This window comes from Paenibacillus azoreducens (genome assembly GCF_021654775.1).
GTDB classification, from domain to species: Bacteria; Bacillota; Bacilli; order Paenibacillales; family Paenibacillaceae; genus Paenibacillus_AQ; species Paenibacillus_AQ azoreducens.
Genome location: NZ_AP025343.1, coordinates 3,176,202 through 3,197,254, shown reverse-complemented (window position 1 = coordinate 3,197,254; position 21,053 = coordinate 3,176,202). Strand labels below are relative to the sequence as shown.

Here is a 21,053-nt window from a genome sequence, read left to right as displayed (position 1 = left end):
TATTCACAACAGAATCAAGCAAGTCATTCCCCATTTTGGAGCATAATAATGACAATGCCGAATCAGGACAAAGAGGGCCATGGGCCATCATTCCGATATTGCGGTAAATGAAGTATCCAAAGACAAATTGGAGGTGCAGTCATGCTGCTCGAAGCTTTATATCATGTTCCCCGTGATAAATGGGCTTATGCTTACGATTCGCGCACGATTCACCTGCGTGTACGCACCAAGAAAAACGATGTAAACTCCGTAGTTGCGATGACCGGAGACAAGTATGACTGGAAATCGACTTATTTTGAAATTACGATGGACAAAGCGGCGTCCGATGAAATGTTCGATTACTGGGAAGCCGAGGTCTTGCCCAAATACAAACGTTTATCCTACGCTTTCCGCATTACGGCAGGAACAGAAACAACCTATATGTTGGATAGTGGAATATATCATTATTGTCCCGCTCCGACGGGCGGATATTATGAATTCCCCTACATACATGAGATCGATGTGATTACGGTCCCTGAATGGGCTCAGGATGCGATTTTCTATCAAATTATCCCTGAGCGGTTTGCAAATGGCGACCCAAGCAATGATCCCGAGGTAACGGACCCTTGGGGCGGACAACCGAAAATGGATAATTTTTTTGGCGGCGATCTGAAAGGAGTGCTCGATCATTTAAATGATTTGGCGGATTTGGGTATTAATGCGATCTATTTCACTCCGCTGTTCAAATCCCCTTCCAATCATAAATACGATACCGTTGATTATAAGCAGGTCGATCCTCATTTTGGCACCAATGCTCTTTTAAAAGAAGTCGTCGAAGCCTGCCACGCCAAAGGGATCCGGGTGATGCTTGATGCGGTTTTCAACCACTGCAGCGAACAGTTTCCCCCGTTCCAGGATGTGCTCAAAAACGGCGAAAAATCGAAATATAAGGATTGGTTTCATGTTAACAAATTTCCCGCCCGGATAGAAAACGGCATCGCCACCTACGATACATTCGGTTTTTACGGCAATATGCCGAAATTTAACACGGCCAATCCGGAGGTAAAGCAATATTTGCTGGACGTTGCCGAATACTGGATCAGGGAAATCAAGCTGGACGGCTGGCGCCTTGATGTTGCCAATGAGGTGGATCATCATTTTTGGCGCGATTTCCGCACGGTGGTTAAAGCAGTGAATCCGGAAGCGTATATCGTCGGCGAGGTATGGAGCGATTCTTTATCCTGGCTGTCGGGGGATCAATTCGATTCGGTGATGAATTATCCTTTTGCCGAAAAGGTGCTGGAGTTTTTCAATGGCGGGATGGATGGCGCCACCTTCTCTAACCGCATGAGCTCCCTTCTGATGCGCTATCCGCAGCAAACCAACGAAGTTGTGTTTAACATGCTGTGCAGCCACGATACCCCCAGATTGTTGACCCGGGTTGGAGGCGATAAACGCAAGCAAAAGCTGGCGGTCGTTTTCCTGTTTACCTACATGGGCACACCGTGCATTTTTTATGGCGATGAGGTTGGCATAACCGGCGACGTCGATCCCGACTGCCGCAAATGCATGATATGGGAACAAAATAAGCAGGATCGCGAGCTATATGATTTTTATAAAATGATGATCCATCTCCGCAAAAAAAATAAAGCGCTGCGCGAAGGCAGATTCCGCTTTCTGAAGGCCGATCCGGGCAATCCTTGCATTATCTACGAACGCGCGAATGCCGATATCCACTTTACGGTCTGGATGAACAATACGGGACAAAAACAAACCCTTTCCCACCCGATGGTCACGACCGATTGGCGCGATGCCTTGAGCGATGAGCAGGTTCCGCCAGTTAACGGCGTGATGAATATCACCCTTGACGCATACGGATACCGGATTTTGTACCGTAAAATCGCCAAGTAACCGGCAGAAACTGAAAAGAGCATTCCGAACTTTGTTAAGACCGGAATGCTCTTTTTGCTTACTTTCATTTGACTATTTTCCGCCTGAAATCCTGTGATAAATATCCATATATTCGTTCGCTGAAACATTCCAGCTGTAATCCCCGTCCAATGCATTTTTCACGATCCTGTTCCAGTGCTCGGGCCGATGGTAAAACGACACGGCGCGCCGGATCGTGTGCATCATATCGTGGGCATTGATATTCGTGAAGCTGAAACCATTCCCTTCCCCCGTAAATTCGTTGTACGAATGAACCGTGTCGTTCAGTCCGCCTGTTTCCCTGACAACGGGGATGCTGCCGTATCTTAACGCAAGCAGTTGGCTGATTCCGCAGGGCTCGAAGTTCGACGGCATCAAAAAAATATCGCTGGCTGCATATATTTTGCGGGACAGCGCATCGTCAAACATGATTTGGGCGGACATTTTTTGCTGGTGGCGCTGCTGTGCCTCCCTGAACCACTGCTCATATTTGGGGTCGCCCGTGCCAAGGATGACAAACTGCATATCGTCAAAGGTCAACATCTCGTCCAATACTCTGAGCACAAGATCCAGCCCTTTGGAATCGACCATGCGGGTAACCATCGCAATCAGCGGAACATCGCGGGATATCGGCAGTTGAAGTTCTTCCTGCAGGCGCACTTTATTTTCTCTTTTGGCGGCGATGCTGGCCCCGTACTGGAAAGCGATATGCGGATCCGCAGCCGGGTTATAACTTTTCGTGTCGATTCCGTTTACGATCCCGCTCAATTTGGGTCCCAGCGCATGCAGCAGACCTTCCAGTCCGTAACCGAAATGGGCGGTTTGAATTTCCCTTGCATAGGTTGGACTGACGGTTGTGACATGGTCTGAATATACGACGCCGCCTTTCAAAAAATTGACTTTTCCGTAATACTCCAACCCATCCATCGTAAAATACCGGTCATCCAGCTCCAGCAGTTCCCCAAGCACTTCGTATGGGAAAATGCCTTGATACAGCAGGTTATGGATCGTAAACACGGTCCGAATGTTTTGGTAAAAGGGGTCATGCCTGTAATGCGCGTCCAGAAGGACCGGAATCAGCGCCGTATGCCAATCATGGCAGTGAATGATATCCGGCCGAAAGCCGGCAGCCTGCAAAAGCTGGGGTACCGCCCGGTTCAAAAAGGCAAAACGTTCCCCGTCATCCATATAACCGTATACCGCATCTCGTCCAAAGTAATATTTATTATCTATAAAATAATATGTAATATCGTCATGCACCAGCTTTTCGATTCCGCAATATTGGCTTCGCCAGCCTACCGGAACATACAGTTCGCCGACATGTTCCATTTGCGCCCGAAAATGTTCCGGAATTCCAAGGTATTTCGGCAAAACCACGCGGACTTCGGCCCCGCTGTCCTGCAAAGCCTTGGGCAATGCGCCGATCACATCGGCCAGGCCCCCGATTTTTATAAACGGAACCGCCTCTGCTGCAGCAAATAATACCTTCATGCTTCGGATCCTCCTTTATCTGCCAATTTCGCTTTTCGCTGTCTTCCTTTTTCCATTGGCGCTGCCTGCACCGCTTTGTCTTGAAGATGCATTTGAAAGTTGTTTAGGCGGCCCCGGTTTCGCTATGTGGGCGCTTTTTACGCCGGCTGGGCTGCGCTTTAAAACAATGAAACTAAGGGGCGGCAGCGTGAGTTCCAAACTGTAATCCTGCTCATGCCAACGTATTTTATCCGTACGGATCGGGTCTTGAACCGAAACGCCCTGTCCGCCGTATTTTTCAGCCTCGCTCTGAAACAAAGGGACATAAATCCCTGCACGCGGGACACCGATGCGATAATTTTTACGTTCGCACGGCAGAAAGTTAATGATAATGATCAGCGTGTCGCTTACCTTTTTCCCTTTTCTGAGGTAAGAAATGACGCTTTGCGCAGAATCATGCGGAGTGATCCACTCATAACCCTCCTGTTTATGATCCAGTTCCCATAACGCCTTTTCTTCCAAATACAACCGGTTCAGGTCAGCCGCATACATTTGCAGCATGCGATGGCTTTCATACTCCAGCAGCAGCCAATCCAGCTCATGCTGGTCGCGCCATTCAATGAACTGTCCAAATTCGCCGCCCATAAACAGCAGCTTTTTCCCCGGATGCGTCATTTGATATCCGAGCAGAATTCTTAACCCGGCAAACTGCTGCGCATAATCGCCAGGCATTTTGCTTAATAGCGATTTCTTCCCATGTACAACCTCATCATGGCTCAGTGGAAGGACATGCTGTTCCGAATAGGCATACGCGATCGGGAACGTAAGGTGATGATGCTTCGACTGTCTTTTCTCAAAAGGGGCGCCGACATAATCCAGCGTATCGTTCATCCATCCCATGTTCCATTTATAATTAAAACCAAGCCCGCCTGCTGAAGCAGGCGCTGTGACGCCAGGCCATGCACTGGATTCCTCAGCCATCATCAGCGTATGCGGAAAATATTTGAACACTGCGGCATTAAGCTGCCGCAAGAAATCGATTGCCTCCAGATTTTCCACACCACCCTGCTCGTTTAAATGATACTCCCCTTCAGTTTTCTCAAAATCCAAACGGAGCATGCTGGTGACCGCGTCTACTCGCAAACCGTCGATGTGGAACATCTCAAGCCAAAAAATCGCGTTTGATATGAGGAACGAACATACCTCTGGTTTGCCATAGTCAAAGCTTAGTGTCCCCCAGCCTGGTTTTTCCGCCTTGATCGAATCTGCATATTCGAATAAGGGCGTCCCGTCAAACATGCGCAGGCCGTGCGCATCCTTCGTAAAATGTGCCGGAACCCAATCCATAATGACTCCGATCTCCGCCTGATGGCAAGCATCGACAAGATACATAAAATCCCGCGGCGAACCGAAGCGGCTGGTAACGGCAAAATACCCCGTACATTGATAACCCCATGATAAATCATATGGATGCTCGGCGAGCGGCATAAATTCCACATGAGTGTAATTCATCTTTTTTAGATATGGGATAAGTAGTTCGGCAAGCTCCCGGTAAGAATAAAAAGAACCGTCTTTCTTTTGCCGCCATGTTCCGAGGTGGACTTCGTAAATATTAACCGGTTTTACGGTTATGCTTTTTTTCTTTCGCTGCCAGGAGGCGTCTTGCCAGTTATACCCGTTCAGATCGGCTACTACCGATGCCGTCGCCGGACGCAGCTCCGCTTCGAACGCATACGGATCGGCTTTCAAAAAACGTTCCCTATGCGGCCCCTCGATATCATATTTGTAAAAAGTACCTGCTGTTATGCCCGGAAAAAAGCGAGTCCAAATGCCCGAATCGGGTATCTTATGTAGTGAATCCTGCGCTCCGTTCCAACCGTTAAAATCGGAGGCCAAACCGACATGCCGGGCATGCGGAGCCCAAACGCTGAACCGGACGCCTTCCACGCCTTCTTCCACAGCAGGATGGGCGCCTAAAATTCTGTAACTGTGGCAGGAGGTTCCTTCATGAAATAAATAAATGTCTACGTCTGTAGCCGGCAGTCCGGGCATAGCTTTTGACTTTGATTTTGCCATTGAGATCACCTGCTTCACAAAATATAGTCGGCCTAAAAACCATGAACCCATTGCAAGCGAATTTAACTTGAAAATAATCATTGAAAAATAATCTGGTAATTTTCTTGGTTTTTTTCAATATAATCGTTTCAGATGGGCGGCAGCCCCGTTTATGTAGTACTAACCTTGACAAATTTAGGGGAGTGAAACAATCAACATGAATAAGAAAGAATGCATCGCCATGTTGCTTGCCGGAGGCGAAGGCCGCAGGCTTGCACCTCTGACAACCAATCAGGCAAAGCCGGCCGTGCCCTTTGGCAGCCGCTACCGCATCATCGATTTTCCACTCAGCAACTGCGTCAATTCAGGGATTGATACCATTGGTATCCTCACGCAGTTCGAGGCTGAATCGCTGCATACACATATCGGAAAAGGCGAACCTTGGGGTCTGGAATGCAACGGGAATAGCGGCATCACTCTCTTGCCTTCTTACAACACAAGCTCAGCGACATATTCGGGAACGGCGGATGCGGTATACAAAAACATCGAATATATCGACAGGCAGCAGGCCGAACACGTGCTTATTCTTTCAGGCGATCATATTTACCATATGGACTATAATAAAATGCTTTTATTTCACAAGCAGCAGGGATCCGAAGCCACGATCTCCGTTATGGAGGTTCCGTGGGAAGAAGCGAGCCGGTTTGGTGTCATGAGCGTGGATGAACGGCACCGGATTTCCGAATTCGCCGAAAAGCCGGCTGAGCCAGAGAGCAATCTGGCTTCAATGGGCATCTACTTATTCAAATGGGAATACCTGCGCCGCCATCTGCTGGAAGATGCCGCCAATGATTCATCCAGCCATGATTTCGGCAAAGATCTGATCCCCAAAATGCTTGCTGAACAAAACCGCTTGTTCGCATACCGTTTCGACGGTTACTGGAAAGATGTCGGCACAGTGAACAGCTTATGGGAGGCTCATATGGATCTGCTTGCCGCAGATCCGGCATGGAAGCTTCATAACAGCGAGTGGCCTATGTATACGCGTCCTTGGCGCAGCAAATTAGCTGCACATAAAACCAAGACAAATTCTATGGCCAACTGCTTGGTCTCCGAGACCTGCTTTATCGAAGGCACCGCCCATCAATCCGTCGTCTTCTGCGGCGTTGAAATCGGAAAATTCTCGGAAATCAAAGACAGCATCGTGATGCCGAATGTAAGAATCGGTCGTAACGTACACATTGAACGGGCGATTATCGGCGAGGGCGCAATCATAAAGGACGGAGCCTTTATCATAGGCAGCGCTGACGAGATCGTGGTCATTGCCCCATCAGAAACCGTCTATCCGAAACCGACTATCCGTACCCAGCCTTCCCGCTTGCTGCAAGAAGTATACGAAAAAACCGGCCGCCTTCGTGCAGAGGGCTTATCCTCATAATATTCAGCAGCGGACAGAAAATTATCATAACCTGCGAAGAAAAAGCAAAAGGCCGACCCCAGGCAAGTTCGTTGGGTCGGCCCTCTTTATTGAATGACGCGTTTAAGGCTATTCCTATTCAGGGAGCTGTTGTTCCTCTTCCGGCAGCACAGCCGGCTCTTCAAGCAATCTCGGCAGTCTGACGACAATCGTAGTTCCTACTCCCAATTCACTTTGGATCAGCAAAATACCATGATGCAGCTCTACAAGCTGCTGCGAAATAGCCAGACCAAGTCCGGTGCCGCCATTAAGCGGATCGACCTGGAAGAAACGGTCTTTGACTCTGACCAAATGGTCTTCACTGATGCCAATTCCGGTATCATGCACCTGCACCATGACATTATTCCCTTCAAAGGTTACGATCAAATCGATGGCGGAATTCTCATGGGAAAATTTGATCGCATTGTCCACAAGGTTCAAAAATACCTGTTTGAGGCGGTTGGCGTCCCCTTCCACGAGAGGTTTGTCAACCGAATCCAGGCGAAGTTCGATGGAACGCTTCTCTGCTTTGGTCCACAGATTCAGCATAATTTCCTGCAGTAATTCCTTCAAATCCACCCGTCCAAACGCGACTTTCATCTCGTTTTGCTGCAGCTTGGAGAAATCCAAAATTTCCTCTACCAAGCCGATCAGCCTTTCCGTTTCCTTGGTGATGATCTCCATCCCGATTTTCGTCTCTTCCGGATCGTATCCGCCTGAATTAATCGTTTCACTCCAACCTTTGATACTGGTGAGCGGAGTGCGCAGCTCATGGGAAATCGAAGAAATAAAATCATCTTTGACCTGGTTGCTGCGTACAATTTCCTGTGCCATATAGTTCAGTGTTGACGCCAGTTCGCCCATTTCGTATTTGTAATTGCCTTTGATCCTGACGTTAAACCTGCCTTGAGCCATTTGAGCGGAAGCCGCCGTTATCGTGTTCAGCGGCTTGACAATCGAGTTCGCCAGACCAAGGCTGAAAGCCAGCACCAGCGCAAGCACCGCAGCCGCCACGGCTGTCACAACCAGCGTCACGTTCAGCAGTTTCTCATTCACTTTCTCAAGCGAAGTGACGTATCGGACAATATACGAATCCTGTCCGTTTGTCTGCATCATCTTGGAGACAGCCATGACATCTTGGCCTGTGTTCGGCTGACGTCCGACCCAACGGCCGATGTTGCCTGATTGCGCTTGGGAGATGTCGCTCGTTTTGATGGATATATCGGGCTGGAATTCCGATGAGGTGATCAACACATCCCCTTGCACATTCAGAATTTGCAGTTCGGTATATTTCAATTCATAGTTCGTCAGCAATTTGCCAAGATCGTTCCTGCGATTGTCGGAGGCTGTAATAAACTTCTGGTAACCCTCCATGATCCGGATATGCTGCGTGATATGACTGTATATACTTTCATAATAATAGCTTCGTATTGCCAGCAAAAAAATGACTTCAGCCAGCAGCAAAGTCAAAAACACGACGATAAAGTAGTGCATGACGATCTGCCGGCGAATGCCTTTCTTGATCATTGTCCCTGACCCTTCCATTTATACCCGTGACCCCAAACGGTCTGAAGAAACTCGGGCTCGGAAGGGTTATCCTCTATCTTCTGGCGAAGACGGCGGATATTCACGTCGACGATCTTCGGATCTCCCATATAATCCTTGCCCCATACGTGATCCAGCAGAACATCGCGGCTGAGCGGGGTATTTTCTTTTTCGAGGAAAAATTGCACCAGCGAAAACTCCGTTGGCGTAAGCTCGATGCCAAGTCCGTTTTTCTTGAACTGCTTGGAGATCAAATCCAGCGTAAACGGTCCGGACTGAAAACTTACTTTCGCCGAAGTTTCGCGGTGAATGTTCACCCGGCGTAAAAGCGATTGAATCCGCGCGATCAACTCGGTCGGACTAAACGGCTTGCTGACATGATCGTCTGCCCCCACCGAAAGCGCGTAAACCTTATCCTGTTCCTGTACTTTAGCAGTCAAGAAAATGATCCCGAGGCGCTGGTTCGTCTCGCGGATGCGGCGGCATACCTCAAAGCCGTCAATTCCAGGCACCATAACGTCGAGCAGTGCAATATCGATATCCGGCGTATGAAGGAGGATCTCAAGCGCTTCATTGCCGTTCGAAGCTTCAAGCACTTCAAAACCATTGCGTTTCAGATTGATGACGGTAAAACTGCGGATGGAATCTTCGTCTTCCAAAATTAAAACTTTACTCACTTAACTTGTCCTTCCTTTCTATTGGAGGTACTTCATCCTTGGATTTATTTTTATTGTTCGAGATATCATAATCAAAGTTCTTTTTGAATCCGATGGTTTTCCCGCTCGTGCGGTACAGGTAATTCCAGTCGTCATGCTGCTTTTCCCACTCGCTTTGCGTGAAAAACTTAATTTCTGCGACGGTTTTCCCCGTATCGATCATAACAAACCGCAAGTATTTATTCATCTGCGACTTGGTGTCCACCGTGATTTTATTATGCAGCTTCGGCGGGAAGAACCCGAAATCGAAATTATTTTTGAAATCATGGAATTTTTCCGCGACGAACTTCAAGCCGCTTTTGCCATCCCACTGATAATACTCGTAAAAGTATGGGATATCTTCTTCGTTTATAAAATTCTCCCATCCCAGCGGCTTTTTGAGCAGCGGGATTTCAATCACGCCGTCATTATTGATATCCTCGCTGTACATCCGGTACGGACGGAAGGTCTGGTCGTCTTTTGGCTGCACCGACTTCAATTTTCCATTGTCCATCACAATGATGCTGGTTTTGGAAAATTCACCCACCTCGGACAGAGACGCGTCAAGCACGATCCCTTCGATCTTGTTTCCGGCTTGATCCTGATATACTGTACCGGCGGCTACATTGTAATATTCGTAGATAAACGGCTTCATTTCAAGCTTATCCAACTCGACAAAGCTGCCGTCCTTATACTGGTAGGTCGTAATGAAGTTGCTTTCTCTTGGCTTCAGGTTGACGATCGTCAAATCATTGATATGATCCTGATTCATGTCACTGATAACGTAATTCGTGTAAGGAACCTCCAGGATCCGTTCAACGGTTTTCCCGTTAAAGGTGTAGATAATCAGGCCGTTTTGCAGATTTTCATCCTCTTTGCCGCCGGAAAAACCAGCCACAATATCGATTCTTCCGTCATTGGTCATGTCCTTGAAATACAGGGATTCAAGAACCTTCCCTTCGCCGTCAAAGGTCGTTTGCTTCACCCAGCTATCATGATTTTTTTTGAAAATCATGCCGTGAATGCCGATATTCTGATCCGGCGTTTCGTAAAAAACAACCGCCTCATTTACGCCATCTCCATCCAGGTCGACAAAGTGAATAATATTCGTATCCTCTTCCCTGTTCGAACGGATCAGACTGGCATTTTCCGGACGGTTCGCCTCGATGATCGCACGCAATGATTCCTTTTCGGCGGAAAGCTCCGGCGTATCCATGAGCAGCACCGGGTCTTGGATAAACGAACATCCGCTTAACAGCAGCATGAACAGCATCGATGCGGGAACAAAAAACCAGTAGCGTTTATTCAAACATTATCACTCTTTTCTATCCAAAGCCTTTTTCAGGCTTTATAACATATTTCTTTCACGAACCGTAAGCCGGCGTCCGGAAATGTCGAATGCGAACCCGCCGTCCGAGAGCCCCACAATCCGTGTTGCATAACGTTCCGCCAGCTCCAGAGGCAGCACTGTGAGCACAGTAACCCGCTCCTCCTCGCACAGCTTTTTCAGTGTCTCCATCACGCTTTCCTGGGATTTGGGATCCAGCCCGATGACGGGTTCATCCGCCAGGATCACCTTGGCGCCATGGACCAGCGCGCGTGCAATCGCGATCCGCTGGCGCTCGCCGCCGCTGAGCGTTTCGCATTTCATATGCGCCTTATCAAGCAGGCCCATCTGCTCGATGACGTCCATCGCGCCCATATAATCATCGGAACGGACCATCCCTGTCGCCATGCGCCACAGGGGTGTTTGCCCGGCTTGGCCGATCAGGACGTTTTTTAAGGCTTTACGGTTCAAATTCAATTGAGGGTTTTGCTCTAAGTATGCCCATTCGCGTCTTATTTTTCTTTTTCCTGCCAAAGGGTCTTTGAAAACATCCACTCCATCGACCACAAAAGTGCCTTTATCCCATTTCTCTTTGAGCGCCAGACAGCGCAGGAACATGCTTTTCCCGCTTCCGCTTGCGCCGACGAACGCGATCATTTCCCCCCGCTGAAAATCAAGAGAAACGTCCTTAAGGACAGGTATTTTATCTACTCCGACGGACTTGGTTAAATGCTGAATTCTGATCATGACATTTCTCCTCTTGTCTCTCGTTCTCTCTATCTCTTTCTATTAGAGGTAGTTCAAAAAGTCCACTTTTGATCACGAAGTGTATCAGGAAGCTAGCTCGACATCGAACCTTGAATTCAGCCGTGCCTTCCGGTGCTCACGTACCCTAAGTACGCTCCGCTCCTGAAGTCCCTAACTTCATCCAACCTTCTCGGTGCTGAAAACCGTCCTTTTTGAACACGCACTATTATTATCATAATGCATTCCTAATCAGTAGTACAGCTATAGGACGGATTCAGACTTGGGTCTTTTTCTCACGATCGTTCCGAGCAAACCAAACGCGATAAATCCGGCCCCGAGCACAACAAACATGCCGCCATTCCAGCCGTACTGCATCAGCGTTCCGCCGATATTCGGGCCGGCAATGCTGCCGATATTAAAATGGAAGGAAGCGATCACATTGGCTGCGGGCAGCAGCAGTTTAGGGAGAATATCCGCCGCGTACGCCAGACCCAAAGAGAAAAATGAACCGATCATGCCGCCGGCTAACATCAACAGCATCAAAATTCCCGCTGTGGACGTACCCGCTGCCGGAACAAGCGCGAACGCCAAACCGCCGAGGATGCCGCATATGATCAAGATCCGTTTTCTTCCAAATCGGTCACTGAGCATGCCAAGCGGCAGCTGGAGCGCAAGCCCCCCAACCCCTATAAAAGGAAGGAGAAACGCGATTTGCTGCTCGCTTAAACCGACACGCAGTCCGTACACAGGGAAATTACTGTTGATTCCCGATTCCATATAACCGTATAGAAGGGCAGGTATAAGCGCATACCAGGCAAGCGCGTAGCTGCGGCGGAACCGCCCGGCCGGGCGCTGCTGCGCATCCATCTTTTCGGGCTTCAGATCCGGCAGCTTGATCAAAACCAGCAGCAGCGCGAGCAGGACTATGACGGCAAGGATCAGGAACGGGACACTGTTTCCTAGTTTAAGCAGAGGTATGCCAAGGGGACCCAAACTGAAGCCCAACCCGTACGACATGCCGTAAATCGAAATATTTCTGCCCCGTTTGTCTTCGGGTGTTACGAGCAGCACCCAGAGCTGTGCAGAGTAATGCACCGCGCTGTCCCCGATTCCGACCAGGAGCCGGAGAATAAACCAGAAAATGATATTTGGCACCAGCGGAAACAAAAGCACGGATCCCAGAACAAGCACCAGCCCGAAGCTGACGAGTTTCTTAAAACCCAGCATTCCAAGCGTTCGTTCGGCCACCAGCGTCATCGCAAAGGAGCCGACATATAGCGCTGCAGCATTAAGACCGTTCATGGAAGACGACACGCCCATTTGTTCCAGAAAAATGGATAATAACGGCAGAAGCAAGCCTTGGCTGACCCCCGCCACTACAATTACAATCAATAATATGACATAATGAAAAGTCGAACTGCGATTCATGCTGTTGGTTTGTGACAATGAATATTTCCTCCTTCGGTTTCTCCGGGCAAACTACTTGAACATTATAGTGGACAACCCCCTACCCAACAAGCCATAATGAAGGAGATGCACTGATTTCATAGGAGGTTATCGGTTCCATGAACTATGAAGTGAAAGTAGACGTTTCGCCCATATATGAACTGCTTGGCAGTTTAATGGTATATACATCTAAGAAATGGGTTCGCAACCTGGATATTGGACCTGAATGGATCAGTGAAGTGAACAGCAAGTTCCCTCCGGAAGTGTCGGCTGCGCTGGCCCAGAGCTCTGCCTGGTCTTTAGACGATTACGATATTCTGTATGCATGGGCGATCCATCGCGGCAACGGCGATTCCGTTCCATGCTTCCTGGAATGCTTGCGGGAAACACCCGCAGAAGTGCTTCTTTCCGCCGCGGCCCCTTATCTTCCGGATCTCACGATTGAGGAGGCAAGCAGGATCAGGGATTCTTATACGCCGCTGCTCGAGCTTTGGTATGAGCATTATTTCAAGGAAGTGGAGCCGGATATTATCCCGCTGCTCGAAGAGGATGCCATTGAAAAGAAAGTTCTGCTTACGAAAATGGAGCCCATGAGTCTTGTTGAATATGCCTCGGGCGGATTGGTCATCGAAAACGCTCCTGAGGTGCAAACGATCGTTCTCTTCCCTACCGTTCATAACCGTCCGATTAATGCTTATTGTTTCTACAAAAAAATGATGCTGATCCAATACCCCGTAGACGTGCCTGAGGAGGACGAGGACGAGCCGCCAACCTGCCTGCTGCGGATGACCCATGCATTATCCGATCCCAAGCGGCTGCGCCTGCTTCGGTACGTAGCGGAGAAACCGCATTCCCTGAGGGAAATGGTCCGGGATCTGAACCAATCCGAAGATCTCCTCAAACATCATCTGATGATTCTGCGGGTAGCCGGACTGCTGCGGATTCATCTTGGGGTGGAAGAAAAAGAAAAATACAGCATCCGATCGGACGGTGCCTCGGAGCTCCAGATGTTTCTCGAATCTTATATGCGCCTATAAGGAGTGAACACGAATGAACCATACATTCAAGCAGCATATTTTGTTTGATCTGGATGATACGCTGATCCATTGCAATAAATATTTCGGCTTGGTGCTCGGCGAATTTTTTGAACTGCTGCATCATTGGTTTGGCGAACAGACGTTTTCGACCGATGAAATCCGGCAGAAGCAGATTGAAATTGATGTGGCAAACGTAAGCCGCACCGGCTTCAGCAGCGGCAGCTTCCCATATTCGTTGATCGAAACTTACCGTTATTTCTGCCGGAAATTGGACCGCCCGATTCACTTGGAAGAAGAGCAGCAGCTTAACAAGCTGGGACTCAGCGTATACGAACATGAAGTCGAGCCGTATCCAGGCATGGTGGAGACGCTGGAAACCTTGCAAAGGGATGGCCACAAGCTCTATTTGTATACCGGCGGCGAGCGGGAAATTCAGCAGCGTAAAATCGACCAGATGAAGCTCAGCAATTATTTCGACGACCGGATATATATTACGCAGCATAAAAATGAATCCACATTGGAGCAAATTTTGCAACAAGGCTCCTTTGACCGTTCCATCACCTGGATGATCGGAAATTCACTGCGGACCGATGTTGTCCCTGCCGTCACCGCTGGCCTGAACAGCATCTATCTCAAACAAAGCGACGAATGGCTGTTCAATATCGTCGAGCTTCAACAGAAGCCGAAGAACCCTTTCTATACTGTTACTTCCATTCAAGAAGTTCCCGGGATTATCGATAGCAAGGTCAAAAAGCAACAAACACAACGGACTCTTCACTAAGAGTCCGTTGTCTTATTTCTTGAGGCATTTGGCGCAATATCCGGCAAAAAAGCAGCTGCCACACAGTCTGCCGCCGCTCCTACCTATTTTCATGTTAAGCATGGAAACATTCCGATTCTCTAGGACCCGATACCGATCATACCCGTTTCCGGATCCAGCAGGACCAAAAATCCCTCCCGGGTCTGTCCCCCATCTTCCAACGTATAACTTCTCGCCGTTTTTCCGGATTGGGCAAGCGCTGCGATGTCTTCCGGTTCAAGCGAGACGCCGAATTGATCCTTCCAAATCACGAAGGTGCAGCCTGTTTTGTAGTGTGAGCAGCCGTACCCTCGCCGCCCCATGATTAACGTGCCTTCACAGCCCGTTCTCGGACATGGTGCAATTCCGGCTGTGACCATCTTTGTCTTGGATGTCAGTTGATCCGGTGGAAGGGTCTGTCCCGTTTCGCCGCCGGTTTGCGTCTTCGTTTTTTTCGCAGCCGATTTAGTTGCGCTCTTTTTTGAGGTGCTGGCGGCCGTGCCGCTTGCCGTGTTCTCTTTTTGCCCCGCCGTTGTTTTTTTTCGGCTTCTGGACGGCTTGGCGGCTTCGGTCTCTTTTTCCTCAAAAGATTCTTTCGCCACGCGCGGCTGCACTTTAACCTTGCCGATAATCATCGTCGCAAACTTTTTCACATTCGCCATAAAATTTTCATCCGAAGCGGTGCCCTTCGCGATTTCGTTCAGCCGGCGTTCCCATTGCCCGGTCATTTCCGGAGACGTCAGCAGATCGACGCCGGCGCCGCGGATCACCTCGACAGCCATCTTCCCTTTTTGCGTAATGACAATCCGTTTCCCCTTCATGACGATATATCCTACCTGTTTAAGCCGCTCGATGATCGCTGCGCGCGTTGCCGGCGTGCCCAGTCCGGAATCCTTCATCGCATCCCGCAATTCCTCGTCTTCGATCTGCTTGCCCGCACTTTCCATCGCTTTCAGCAGGGTGCCTTCCGTGTATGACTTCGGAGGCTGCGTTTCTTTCTCCTTCGCTTCGCTGTTAACGCAATGGACGCCTTCTTTGGCGTTTAGTTCGAACGGAGTCGTCACTTCTTCTTCATTTTGCGCTTCGTCTTCGTCCTCTTTGCTTTTTTTGGAACGGCTTTTCTTGGCGTCTTTTTTCTGATCCGCATAGATGACCTTCCAGCCTTCGGACAGCAGCTGCTTGATCGTCGTTTTGAATTCTTCCTTTTCGACCTCCGTCATAATCGTATGAACCTTATATTCGGCCGGCGGATAAAAATGGGACAAAAAACGCCTTACGATCAAATCATAAATTTTGGCTTCGTCCGGCGCCAGGTTCCGCGCCATTTTATTGGTCGGCAGGATGGCATGGTGATCCTCGACCTTAGTCGGATTGCAAACCGACTTATTATTTTTGTGAACATACTTCTTGTCCGCCTGCCCGGCCCATTTGGCGTAATCCGTTCCGCGCAGCTGTTCCAGCGATTTATGCATTTGCGGAATGTTTTGTTCAGTGACATAGTTGGAAGTCGTCCGCGGGTAGGTGATCACCTTATGTTTTTCGTATAAAGCCTGGGCAAGATCCAGCGTTTTTTTGGCGGAAAAGCCGAACTTGGCGTTGGCTTCGCGCTGCAGCAGCGTTAAATCATACAGCTTAAAGGGATATTCCTTCGTGTCTTTTACTTCATAGCTCTGAATGATTCCATCTCTGCCCCGGACCTTTGCGGCAATCGATTTGGCTTTCTCCTCGTCCTGGATTCTTTCTCCCTGCCACAATCCCTTGTATTCGGAATCGCCCTGCTTGAAATAAGCCTCCACATCATAAAACTTGGCAGAGCTGAATGCATCGATTTCTTTTTGCCGGTCATACACCAATGCAAGCACGGGTGTCTGCACGCGTCCGACCGACAGCAGTACATTATGTTTCGTCGTAAAAGCTCTGGAGCCGTTCATCCCGATCAGCCAATCCGCTTCGCTCCTTGCCCGGGCCGCTTTGGACAGATTGACGAATTCGCTGCCGTCCCTCAGCTCGTCAAAACCCTTCCTGATCGTTTCCGGCGTCAAATCCGAAATCCAAAGGCGTTGAACCGGTTGGCGCAGCTTCAAATGCTGCTGGATCAGCGAAAAAATATGCTGGCCTTCACGCCCGGCGTCACAAGCATTAACGAGCTTATCGCTGCGCTTGGCCAGTTCCGCAATGACCTTAAGCTGGTCTTTTGTTTTCGGATTGGGCTTCAGCTTGAAATGCTCGGGAATAATCGGCAGATCATTGATATTCCACTTCTTGTATTTGTCATCGTACGCATCCGGCTCGGCCAAACCGATCAGATGCCCGATTGCCCAAGTGATGATGAATTGTTCGCCTTCTATGTAGGTGCGGGCATTTTTGGCTTTTGGTTCGATCACCGCCGCAATGTTTCGCCCCATATCCGGTTTTTCAGCAATGACTAGTGTTTTCAACAGTTCCGTCTCTCCTCAACTGGACGTTTCCCATGACAATAACCCCGGGCGAGCGAAGCATTCGCTTCGGGGCTTCATTCATTCATGTTTACCATTATGAAAGCAAAAGGCCGAGAAAAGTAAGCTCCCCCCGACCATGGCTTGTGTATAATTATAGATTCTAAGACTACTTCAAAATCTTCGATTTTGATCCGTGAATCCTCAAATATGATAGCACATTTCGCCTGTTGTTTCAATGAATTCGCCTGATCAATCCTTGCGCAAGCCATCCTGTCCTGATGATAGAGAAACTCCCGTTAACCAAAACAACCGGCATGATATTATTCGAATTCTTGTCTTGTCATTCCAAAGCAAATACCCTCATGATAATCCCCGTTTCATCATCCAGCATATCAAAAATAATGATATCTTCGGATTGAACCACCCGTAATGAAAGATTGGGGCTTGTCCAGTAGTAGGTTACCGCCATTATTGATGACCTCATTATTAACCCTCTCTAACGAAACATGGTATTGCTATTCGCGCCAAAAAAGGCTTCTGAACATTGTAACGAAACAGGGCATCGCTATTAAGCCAAATGAGTAGCTTTAAGACTGTTTTTATCTCAAATAACGATCTGTAGTTTCATTAGATTCGATTTGGTCTTGTTTTTGAGGCAATAGCGATCTGTAGTTTCGTTAGAGATACAATGATGCGATCTTCACACATATTTCGCGGACTCGAATTAACAAAAAAAAGGACACTTCAAATACGGCGTCGTTTGGGTTACCTCAATTCATCTTCCATCCATTGGTCAAAGATTTCCTGTATTTTTTTCACAACCTCAATGTCGATCCGCTTGTCATTCTCCTGAACCAGCTTGATCATAAGTTGGCTGTTGCGTACATTATTCGTATCGCCGACTTTGGAGTAATACAAAGCACCTTCCATCATACAACTAACACTCTTTTCGTAATCGCCTATAGCTAAATAATAATCGCCTTGAAGTTTAAGAAAATCAGCAAATTCAGAATAAGAAAGTGGATTTTCTTTGTCTAAAATGGATAGGCTTATTTTGCTGTTTTCCATTAAAGTTTTAGCTCCTTCAAAATCCCTTTGTAACAAGTACAATTCAAGAAGATGTTTTGTCGCTGGAAAAACAAAAAAATCACTACAAGTCTTAAGAAATGTTAGGAGTTGTTCGGTAGCTTTTTGGGCATTGCCCTTTTTGGCATTGTACAAAGCTTCCATAAAACCAACATGTTCTTGGGAGTCAGGATAATTTAATTGCTTATATTGTAAGGAATAAAGTTCTGATTCTTCATATTTACCGAGAGCAAAATGCGCATCTCTAAGAACCCAAAATGCATATACTCTATAGGGACTTGAACCACCATCTTCCGCAATGATTCTTTTACAGTGTTCAATGCTTTCATGATAGAACCTCAAGTTATAAGCATGCACTCCAAGTTTATAATACAATTCAATTTGTTCCTCTTGCGGCAAAAAATCGGTGTAATGAAGAACATGCTTTCCACTGTAGTATGTCTCCTTCAATCTTTTAAAATCGTTCCGTTCGATCAGATACTTTCGATGCATTCCTCTGGCGATGAAAGGCATAATTCCATGCGAGCGCGAGTAGTCAATGATGAGGTCATATAAGGAACATTTGATGGAGGTATCTTTTATAGATTCAATGGAATCAAAAAGTTTTCCAGTTAGTTCAAAGCTATCTTCGTTAGACTCAAGATATTTTGCGGCGACTTTCCGAATTTGCTCAATACTGCTCCCCTGTGTAAGTGCAGTTTCATACATGCTTCTCAAATGATCTGATCTGGTTTCAACCTCAACATAATAATCTATCAGTGTTTCAAAAGGGATATGTAATACTGTTGCCAATGGGAGCACCGTCTGAAACTCAGGGCGCTTGACATTCCCATTCTCAATCCTTGAGATGGTTCCTTTGTGAATGCCTGAAAGCTCCGACAACCGTGTGAGCGTCATGTGTAATGCACTTCTTGTGTCGTGTATGAGTTCCCCGATTGTTCTGATGAACATTGCTTCCAACATCCATCCCTCCTACTGAATAGATCAATAAACTATATTTTACCATGCGGTTAAATTAATGTAAATTAATAACATAAGTAGAATAGTATCGCATATTTGTGGACATATGGGATGTTGACATATATCTTTCAACCGAATCAAACGCTCAACCGTCATACCAAAAAAGGACCGAATAAACATCAAACAGGCGTCGGTTCTGAACCGGCGCCTGCTTGCTTAACTCTCGTGCGAAGAACGGCAGTCGTTGTACTGAGTATAATCTTCAACTTTATTTTCAGTTTGTCTTTCCTTTTTCATCTCGACGCGACTGTATCTCTACTATGTATGCATCTAGCTGTTGACTGATCCGTACAACTTCCTCATCTGTAAACTTCCATTTCATTCCCATCGTCTCAACTAACTGTTTTCTTAATTCATTTATTTTTTCCTCTATAGTCATATCAATGATTGTTCACCTCACGTACAACTGATCTCTTCTGAGTATAATGTACGTTTCACAATAAATGATAATGTGGTTTTAAAGCAACATTTTGTCATAAAATGAGAGAAGCACCCTTTAAAGATGCTCCTGATACTACCAAGGATGCACGCTTCCAGATCCGCCAGTTAACAGTGTAGCCGTCATTGTGGCTATAATAGCAGAACTGAAAAAGGCATTGAAAATTATTTTTTTAATTTTGTTCTTCATGCTAATCCCTCCAAATCTTGTATGCTTCGTCGATAGTAATCTCTTAACTTGGTTAGTGTAGACTCTGCTGAAACATTATTTGTTAAATGGATATGCATTGCTTTATTGAGAGCCTTTTTTTCTTTAGTTGTATCGCTTATTTTAGAATACCACAAGGCACTTTCTACCATATGGGACAAGCTGTTATCTATATCACCTGCAGCCAAATAAAAATCTCCCTTAACTTGAAGATAATCAGCGTATGTAGCGCATACTAATGGATTACTATCATCCACAACAGAGGCAGCTACCTTGCTGTTTTTCAGAATAGATTTTGCACCCTCCAGATCGTTTTGCATTAAGTACAATTCAAGTAGTTGTTTAGTCGCAGGAATAATAAAGGCACTACTACATGTCTCAAGAAATAATTCAAGTTGTTCGATAGCATCGTTGATGTTTCCTTTTTTTGCATTGAAGAACGCATCCATAAGCACAACATTCTCTTTTGTGTGAGGGTAGATGAAATTTTTGTATTGTATAAGGTACAATTCCGATTTTGTGTATTCTTCTATGCTGAAATACGCATCGATAAGGACACCAATGGCATCTGCTTTATAACTACTCCCTTCGCTCTTCAAGACTTCTTTGCAATGATCAATGCATTCATTATGATAGCTCAGAGTATATGCATGAATTCCTAGCTTATAAAACAAGCTTACTCGTTCCTCTAGTGGTAAAAAATCAACATAATTCAAAACATATTTTCCGCTGAAGTATGTTTCCTTTAATCTGCTAAAATCATTCCGTTCAATCAGATATTTTTGATACATTCCTTTGGCTATGTAAGGCATAATTCCATGTAAGCGTGAGTAATCAATGATGAGGTCATACAATGATATTTTGATGGAGGTATCTTCGATAGAATCAATAGATTCAAAAAGTTTCTCAATTAAATCCAAACGATCATCATTTGACTCAAGGTATTTTGCGGCGACTTTCCGAATTACCTCGCTGCTGCTCCCCTGTGTGAGCGCTGCCTGATAGATACATATTAAATGATTTGATCTCGTTTCAACCTCTACGTAATAATCAACCAGTTTTTCAAATGGTATATTTAAAACTCTGGCTAGTGGGAGAATCGTCCGAAATTCGGGTTGCGTAACATCCCCTTTCTCAATACTTGATATGGTCTCTTTGTAAATGCCCGACAACTCCGACAACTGTGTTAGCGTTATATTTAATGTGCATCTTGCATCGTGTATTAGTTCCCCGATAGTTTTAATGATTGCCGTTTCCATTCTCAGCCCTCCTAACTGCATGAATCTACAGTTATATTTTACCATATCTTTAAATCTACGTAAATTAGAAAATGATATGAATCAGGCCGTTTGCCCCTTTAAGAATATCTCATTTTTCA

Annotated in this window: 16 protein-coding genes; 4 read left to right on the top strand and 12 right to left on the bottom strand. The window is 46.9% G+C overall.

The window, feature by feature from the left end; all coding sequences use genetic code 11:
* The first annotated feature begins 141 nt into the window (after positions 1–141).
* Positions 142–1,890 carry an alpha-glycosidase gene (locus tag L6442_RS13960; protein ID WP_212977423.1) on the top strand — a complete coding sequence of 583 codons (1,749 nt, stop codon included), beginning with the start codon at positions 142–144 and terminating at the stop codon, positions 1,888–1,890.
* A gap of 72 nt (positions 1,891–1,962) precedes the next feature.
* Here L6442_RS13960 and glgA read toward each other — a convergent pair whose 3' ends face one another.
* The gene (gene glgA / locus L6442_RS13955) at positions 1,963–3,399 is read right to left on the bottom strand and encodes a glycogen synthase GlgA (protein ID WP_212977422.1); all 1,437 of its coding nucleotides are present in this window, start codon (positions 3,397–3,399) and stop codon (positions 1,963–1,965) included.
* A 15-nt stretch (positions 3,400–3,414) separates the two neighbouring features.
* Positions 3,415–5,454: a 1,4-alpha-glucan branching protein GlgB gene (gene glgB, locus L6442_RS13950; RefSeq protein ID WP_237100309.1), complete on the bottom strand. Its 2,040-nt coding sequence runs from the start codon at positions 5,452–5,454 to the stop codon at positions 3,415–3,417.
* Between the two features lie 196 nt (positions 5,455–5,650).
* Here glgB and L6442_RS13945 point away from each other — a divergent pair, with 196 nt between their 5' ends.
* Entirely contained in the window at positions 5,651–6,871 is a 1,221-nt protein-coding gene (locus L6442_RS13945; protein ID WP_212977421.1) for a glucose-1-phosphate adenylyltransferase, read from the top strand.
* Positions 6,872–6,985: 114 nt separating this feature from the next.
* On the opposite strand, the gene L6442_RS13940 is transcribed toward L6442_RS13945, so the two are convergent.
* The 5 genes from L6442_RS13940 to L6442_RS13920 form a co-directional block, all read right to left on the bottom strand.
* Positions 6,986–8,416, bottom strand: a complete 1,431-nt coding sequence (locus tag L6442_RS13940) for a HAMP domain-containing sensor histidine kinase (protein WP_212977420.1) — start codon at positions 8,414–8,416, stop codon at positions 6,986–6,988.
* A complete protein-coding gene (locus L6442_RS13935; RefSeq protein WP_194233924.1) occupies positions 8,413–9,111 on the bottom strand; it encodes a response regulator transcription factor in 699 nt (232 codons plus the stop codon). The genes L6442_RS13940 and L6442_RS13935 overlap by 4 nt, the downstream gene beginning before the upstream one ends.
* Complete coding sequence (locus L6442_RS13930; protein ID WP_212977419.1) at positions 9,104–10,438, bottom strand: hypothetical protein; 1,335 nt, start codon at positions 10,436–10,438, stop codon at positions 9,104–9,106. Before L6442_RS13930 ends, L6442_RS13935 begins: the two co-directional genes overlap by 8 nt.
* 39 nt (positions 10,439–10,477) lie before the next feature.
* On the bottom strand, positions 10,478–11,203 hold the full coding sequence (locus L6442_RS13925; protein ID WP_194233922.1) for a phosphonate ABC transporter ATP-binding protein: 726 nt from the start codon (positions 11,201–11,203) through the stop codon (positions 10,478–10,480).
* Between the two features lie 261 nt (positions 11,204–11,464).
* Positions 11,465–12,649 carry an MFS transporter gene (locus tag L6442_RS13920; protein WP_336513160.1) on the bottom strand — a complete coding sequence of 395 codons (1,185 nt, stop codon included), beginning with the start codon at positions 12,647–12,649 and terminating at the stop codon, positions 11,465–11,467.
* A 119-nt stretch (positions 12,650–12,768) separates the two neighbouring features.
* On the opposite strand from L6442_RS13920, the gene L6442_RS13915 reads away from it, so the two are divergent.
* Together L6442_RS13915 and L6442_RS13910 are read left to right on the top strand one after the other, a co-directional pair.
* A complete protein-coding gene (locus L6442_RS13915) occupies positions 12,769–13,686 on the top strand; it encodes an ArsR/SmtB family transcription factor (protein ID WP_194233921.1) in 918 nt (305 codons plus the stop codon).
* Between the two features lie 13 nt (positions 13,687–13,699).
* Positions 13,700–14,467 carry an HAD family hydrolase gene (locus L6442_RS13910; RefSeq protein ID WP_212977418.1) on the top strand — a complete coding sequence of 256 codons (768 nt, stop codon included), beginning with the start codon at positions 13,700–13,702 and terminating at the stop codon, positions 14,465–14,467.
* Between the two features lie 119 nt (positions 14,468–14,586).
* Here L6442_RS13910 and L6442_RS13905 read toward each other — a convergent pair whose 3' ends face one another.
* The 5 genes from L6442_RS13905 to L6442_RS13885 all read right to left on the bottom strand — a co-directional run bounded on the left by L6442_RS13905 (position 14,587) and on the right by L6442_RS13885 (position 20,934).
* On the bottom strand, positions 14,587–16,923 hold the full coding sequence (locus L6442_RS13905) for a DNA topoisomerase 3 (protein ID WP_212977417.1): 2,337 nt from the start codon (positions 16,921–16,923) through the stop codon (positions 14,587–14,589).
* 340 nt (positions 16,924–17,263) lie between these two features.
* The gene (locus L6442_RS13900; RefSeq protein WP_212977416.1) at positions 17,264–17,407 is read right to left on the bottom strand and encodes a hypothetical protein; all 144 of its coding nucleotides are present in this window, start codon (positions 17,405–17,407) and stop codon (positions 17,264–17,266) included.
* A 281-nt stretch (positions 17,408–17,688) separates the two neighbouring features.
* The gene (locus L6442_RS13895) at positions 17,689–18,972 is read right to left on the bottom strand and encodes a helix-turn-helix domain-containing protein (protein ID WP_237100308.1); all 1,284 of its coding nucleotides are present in this window, start codon (positions 18,970–18,972) and stop codon (positions 17,689–17,691) included.
* A 271-nt stretch (positions 18,973–19,243) separates the two neighbouring features.
* Complete coding sequence (locus tag L6442_RS13890) at positions 19,244–19,408, bottom strand: aspartyl-phosphate phosphatase Spo0E family protein (RefSeq protein WP_373871790.1); 165 nt, start codon at positions 19,406–19,408, stop codon at positions 19,244–19,246.
* Positions 19,409–19,653: 245 nt separating this feature from the next.
* Positions 19,654–20,934, bottom strand: a complete 1,281-nt coding sequence (locus L6442_RS13885) for a helix-turn-helix domain-containing protein (protein WP_212977415.1) — start codon at positions 20,932–20,934, stop codon at positions 19,654–19,656.
* Between the last annotated feature and the right edge of the window lie 119 nt (positions 20,935–21,053).